This window comes from Lysinibacillus sp. NPDC097214 (assembly GCF_050277945.1).
Lineage (GTDB): Bacteria > Bacillota > Bacilli > Bacillales_A > Planococcaceae > Lysinibacillus > Lysinibacillus xylanilyticus_B.
In genome coordinates this window covers 1-5,653 of the sequence record NZ_JBNNSS010000027.1, presented here as the reverse complement: position 1 = coordinate 5,653, position 5,653 = coordinate 1, and the positions used below count along the sequence as shown (strand labels likewise).

General features: G+C 38.6%; 4 protein-coding genes, 1 tRNA gene and 1 rRNA gene. 3 read left to right on the top strand and 3 right to left on the bottom strand.

Annotation, left to right across the window (positions count from 1 at the left end):
* Positions 1-14 precede the first annotated feature (14 nt).
* A tRNA-Glu gene (locus ACQKMI_RS25380) sits at positions 15-86 on the top strand.
* A gap of 176 nt (positions 87-262) precedes the next feature.
* Here ACQKMI_RS25380 and nadA read toward each other — a convergent pair.
* From nadA to nadB, 3 genes are read right to left on the bottom strand one after another with little or no spacing between them, the layout of a single operon-like run.
* Positions 263-1,366: a quinolinate synthase NadA gene (nadA, locus tag ACQKMI_RS25375; RefSeq protein ID WP_427493382.1), complete on the bottom strand. Its 1,104-nt coding sequence runs from the start codon at positions 1,364-1,366 to the stop codon at positions 263-265.
* Positions 1,353-2,213 (bottom strand): carboxylating nicotinate-nucleotide diphosphorylase, encoded by an 861-nt coding sequence (gene nadC / locus ACQKMI_RS25370; protein ID WP_427493380.1) that lies wholly within the window; start codon positions 2,211-2,213, stop codon positions 1,353-1,355. The genes nadA and nadC overlap by 14 nt, the downstream gene beginning before the upstream one ends.
* Positions 2,170-3,756 (bottom strand): L-aspartate oxidase, encoded by a 1,587-nt coding sequence (gene nadB, locus ACQKMI_RS25365; protein WP_427493378.1) that lies wholly within the window; start codon positions 3,754-3,756, stop codon positions 2,170-2,172. Before nadB ends, nadC begins: the two co-directional genes overlap by 44 nt.
* A gap of 100 nt (positions 3,757-3,856) precedes the next feature.
* Here nadB and ACQKMI_RS25360 point away from each other — a divergent pair, with 100 nt between their 5' ends.
* Positions 3,857-4,927: a cysteine desulfurase family protein gene (locus ACQKMI_RS25360; protein ID WP_427493384.1), complete on the top strand. Its 1,071-nt coding sequence runs from the start codon at positions 3,857-3,859 to the stop codon at positions 4,925-4,927.
* A 636-nt stretch (positions 4,928-5,563) separates the two neighbouring features.
* Positions 5,564-5,653 (top strand): 5S ribosomal RNA (gene rrf / locus ACQKMI_RS25355); the annotation flags it as partial.

Below are 5,653 nucleotides of genomic sequence, written 5' to 3'. Positions count from 1 at the left end.
CCTTCTCCGCCATTGGCCCGTTGGTCAAGTGGTTAAGACACCGCCCTTTCACGGCGGTAACACGGGTTCGAATCCCGTACGGGTCATACTGAAATGCAGTAGATGTAATTTACATCTACTGCATTTTTTTTGTATAAGGATAGCTTTTAAGATTCTACTAATTGTCTTACATGATTAGTAGAAATGTATACTATATATTTTCGTAGAAAACTTAAGCAACAATAAGAAAACGTCTACTCATTTCTGGTAGACGTTTTGCTCTTTACGCTCTTAATAGCATTCTTTCAAGTGAGCTACGTGCTTCTTCAGCAGTGTGAGCATCTACTTGAATACGATTATGTGGTTGCCCCTTTTGTATGCTTTCTAAAGACCAAAGTAGATGGGGAAGGTCAATACGATTCATTGTAAGGCAAGGACAGAAATTCTCATTTAAAGAGATAATTTGCTTATCAGGGTGCTGCTTGATCAGACGATTTACGAGATTCATTTCAGTACCGATTGCCCATGCTGAATCACTCGGTGCTTTATTAATCGTATCAATAATGTATTTTGTAGAACCTGCATCATCTGCAGCAGCAACAACTCCACGACTACATTCAGGATGAACAATGATACGCATATTTGGATGAACTTTACGTATAAGCTCCGTATGCTGGACCGTAAAGCCTTCGTGTACAGAGCAGTGTCCCTTCCATAAGATGACTTGAATGTTTTCTGGGGGCTGATCAGTTTCAAGCCTATTTGTATGAGGATTCCAAACAGCCATATTTTCAAGCGGTATTCCTAAATCGTATGCAGTATTTCTACCTAAATGTTGATCTGGTAAAAAGAAAATACGTTGTTTTTGCGTAAATGCCCATTGAACCATTTCTTTTGCATTGGACGATGTTACGCAAGCTCCACCATGTCGACCCGTAAATGCTTTAATGGCAGCAGTAGAATTGACATATGTTAGAGGGATGATGGTATCGCCAAAAAGTTCCTGTAAAACCGGCCATGCTTGTTCTGTTTGATAAATGTCTGCCATATCCGCCATTGAACAGCCGGCACGCATATCAGGTAAGTATACATGCTGCTGTTTAGTTGTAAGCATATCAGCTGTTTCCGCCATAAAGTGTACTCCACAAAATACTATATGTTCAGCTTCCTTGTTAGCTGCTGATAATTGAGCAAGTTGCAAGGAATCTCCTGTTGCATCAGCAAATTGAATCACTTCGTCTTTTTGATAGTGATGCCCAGGAATAAAGAGCTTACTACCTAATTCCTTTTTTATAGCTAGAATGCGAGATTCCATGTCATTTTTAGATAATGTACGATAATGCTCTGGTAGTAGTGAAGTTTGTTGTAATAGATTAGTGATGGACACTGAAATTAGCTCCTTTCGGTTGTACAAGTGCACTAATATCAAAGGCTTTTACTGAATGTGTTAGCGCTCCGAGTGAAATCCATTGAATACCTGTTATCGCATAGTTATTTAAGTTATGAAGTGTAATGCCGCCCGAAGCTTCTGTAGCGATATGTGGAGGAACAGCAGGAAGCCATTCACGTATTTCTTTAGGGCTACGATTATCGAACATAATGATATCTGCGCCAGCTGCAATTGCTTCATCTAATTGTGCTTTTGTTTCGATTTCGACTTCGATCTTAATGGTGTGACCGATTTTCTCACGGGCAGCCTGTACTGCATTAGTAATACTACCTGCAAAAGCAATATGATTATCCTTTAGCATGATCGCATCGAATAAACCATTGCGATGGTTATAGGCGCCACCGATTCTAACAGCGTATTTATCTAACATCCGCATTCCAGGCATTGTTTTGCGCGTATCGCATATTTTCGCATTAGTACCTGCAGTTTCTCGCACCGCTAAATTTGTAGTTGTGGCAATAGCAGACATACGCTGGATAAGATTCAAAATTACACGCTCACCCATTAATAACTTTTGAAGAGATCCTTGAATAACAGCAAGAACATCACCAGCATTTACTTTTTCACCATCTTTTTTATAAAGGGTAATATCCATCGATCGATCAAGTATAAGAAATCCATGCTCAATGATGAGAGCTCCACAAAAAATGCCGTCTTCTTTCGCATAAAAAGAAAAAGATCCCTGTTGTTCAGGGGAAAATATTAATTCACTCGATAAATCTCCATCGCCTATATCCTCATTAAAAAATTGCTTTAGCAATTCCTCGAGTTTGATGATATTCATATAATGAATTCCTCACTTTCATCTGTCCTTGTTGAAAAATAATCCAACGATTTGCCCACTGGTTATCATTGTGTGGTTTATCAACGCGAATATGTGCTCCGCGAGTTTCTTTTCGTGTAATGGCTGCGTGTGCCATTAATGTAGCGACAATATGCATCATGTAAAGTTCAAGATCCTGTTGATTCAGGCCATCTAAATTAACAGGAAGAAGTGTTTGCATTGAGGGCAATTGTTGTACGAATTGTTGCATATCGATAGGATTTCGCACAATGCCCAATGTGTGCATCATCATTTGTCGTAATTGATCTTTTGTAAATAACGATGGCATTGTTTGTTGGCGATGTTTGCCATCAATCAAGAAATTATTTTGTCTGCAACCTGTTTGAATAATGTACTGGGCTGTTCTTTGTCCAAACGTAATTCCTTCTAATAGAGAGTTACTAGCTAAACGATTGGCGCCATGCACCCCTGTACAAGCAACTTCTCCAATTGCATAGAGATTAGGAATAGATGTCCTTCCCATGTCATCAGCAACAACACCGCCCATTAAGAAATGGCTACCTGGTGCTACAGGAATTAAGCCACCCTGTAAATTAACATTATTGTCAAAGCAAAGTTGAGCAATCGTAGGGAATCTATCTTCAAAATGTTCAATCCTTGAAATATCAATAAATGTTTCCTGCCCAGCAGCACGTTTATTAAATAATGCATGTGCTGTAACATGGCGTGGTGCTAAGTCCAGCTGTTTGTGTATGCCTTTCATTATGGGATGACGATACGCATCGACAAATATCCCTCCGGCGCCACGAACAGCTTCAGAGACTAATCCTTTGGCCTGGCCCCCACACCAAAGTAAGCTTGGATGGAATTGCATAAATTCCATATCACTGATGGCAGCTCCCGCACGATAGGCTAACGCGATACCATCACCAGTATTCGTATCAAAGTTAGACGTACAAGAATAAAGAGCTCCTGCACCTCCTGTCGCGAGAATGACGTGGTGGGCAAGGTAGCGCTTCGTTCCCTTTGCTCCTTTTGTTAGAACGCCAACACAATCTCCATTTGTATTTAATAAAAGCTCGTAAGCCATCTCAAAGCAATTCACAACGGTATTAGATGTGAGTTGATTGAGCAAAAAATCTATCATTACTTGACCAGTACGATCGCCACCTGCATGTAAAATACGGTGATGACTATGTGCTCCCTCTAAGCCTAAAGCGGGGGACCCATCGACTTGTCGATCAACTGGGAAGCCCTCATTTAATAAATTACGCATAATTTCTGTGCCGTTTTCTATTAATACTTCAACATTCTTTCTTTCATGATGATATTCACCAGCAGTCAACGTATCAGCAATGTGAAGCTTTGGATGATCTTCTTGACTTGTAACGGCAGCAATACCGCCTTGAGCACGATAAGAACTACTCATTTTAACTGAACACTTTGTAACTAGCTGTACTTGAAAATGTTCTTCGAGAAGCCGAGCAGTTTGAAGTGCAGCAATGCCGCTACCAATAATAAGTACATCTGTCTTTACATCCATACATATACCTTCTTTACAGTTGTCTTGACACCTATCTTTGCATAAAATAAAAAAGAAAACAAGACTTGATGAATTAGAAAGGAAGAATAAGATGATTTATATGGATTACGCTGCAACTGCTCCAATGACTCCAAAAGCTCTTAAAGCATATTGTGAGGTAGCAAAGCAGTATTATGGAAATAGTGCAAGCTTACATGATCTAGGAGGGCAAGCACATTATTTTGTTGAACAAGCAAGAGCTATTGTAGCAAGATCTCTTGGAGTAAACAGTGATGGTGTAATTTTTACCGGAAGCGGAACGGAGGGCAATTTAATTTCGATCTTGTCATTAGCTTTAGCTTCAAATAAAGGGAAGCACATTATTTCATCACAAGCTGAACACACATCGGTACATGCGGCTTTAAATACACTTGAAAAAATGGGTTTTATAGTCACAAAGTTACCCTTACAGCAAGATGGTTGTATTCATATAGAGCAATTACGAGAAGTAATTCAAGAAGATACGGCTTTAATCACTATTCAACATGTAAATTCAGAGATAGGCTCTATTCAACCTATAGAAGAAATTGCCGAAATTGCTAAACAATCAAATGTGCTCTTACATGTCGATTGTGTACAATCTTTTTGTAAAGTCCCGTTAAAACAGCAAGTAGATGCTATTACTGTTTCAGCTCATAAAATAGGTGGGCCAAAAGGGTGTGGAGCTATATATATGAATCCTGAGCTACGTGTTCCTGCATTAGCACCAGGTGTCACACATGAGCGTGGGTTAAGGGGAGGAACACTAGATACTCCAGCTATAGTTTCTTTTGCAACGGCGATTGAAGAGTATCAATATGAGCGTCAGCATTATGAAGCATTACGTCAACACTTTAAGGGAAATTTACCAGAAACGTGTCAGATCATTGAGTGTAAAGAGCAATTGCCTAATATTTGTGGTGTGTTGATGAAAAAAGTTGAAGGGCAATACGTTTTATTAAAATTAAATGAAGCGGGGATATGTATTTCTACAGGAAGTGCCTGTGATATTCATAGTGAATCTGGTACAAAAGCGATTTTATCAATGGGCTATTCTATGGAAGCGGCTCGTCAGTTTTTTAGAATATCCTTTGGTTCAGCAACGACATTTGAGGAAATTAATGTATTACGAAGGGCGCTTTCAACTATTTAATATTTCACATGTGAAATATAGTAAATGCCTACTAGGCAAGTAAATGAAAGGTTTAAGGATAAGATAAACACTGAAAAACTATAATTGAATAATTTTAAAATGATAAATTACAGACATGTTAAGTAGTCTATAAAAACAATTTTTGGTTGATATTTTTGCTTATGTATACCTATTTTGGTGACTGATTGGAGCGAAGGGCTACTCAAGTACTCCTGTCGTAGAGCATAGATTTTGGGGGAAGTAGTAGCTTGTAGCGAAAATTAGCGTCTTTTATTTATAAAATGAATTTAAATAGTTAACTAATACTCATCTGGTAAATTAATTGTTTTCTTTTAATTAAACAATTGCTATAATAAATAGCAGAGTGATAATTTCTCTTACATAACAAAAATATCTCTAAAAAGTAATAATTTCTTTTTTTTATAAAAAAGTATTGCACAATGTGAGAAAACGTTATACAATAATTCTTGTCTTGAAGGACAGGTAATAAACTTCAAAACGAAATACATAAGGGTTTCAAGATACGATTAGTTCGAGGAAGCGATTGAGAGAGGAAAGGGAGCGTACTTAAGTACGTGACTGACTGAACGACAGAAGCTGACGAAGAAATACGAGTATATCGAAAGCCGTTAATAGTCTAGTGATGATGGCAAAGAGGTCACACCCGTTCCCATACCGAACACGGAAGTTAAGCTCTTTAGCGCCGATGGTAGTTGGGGGCTTCCC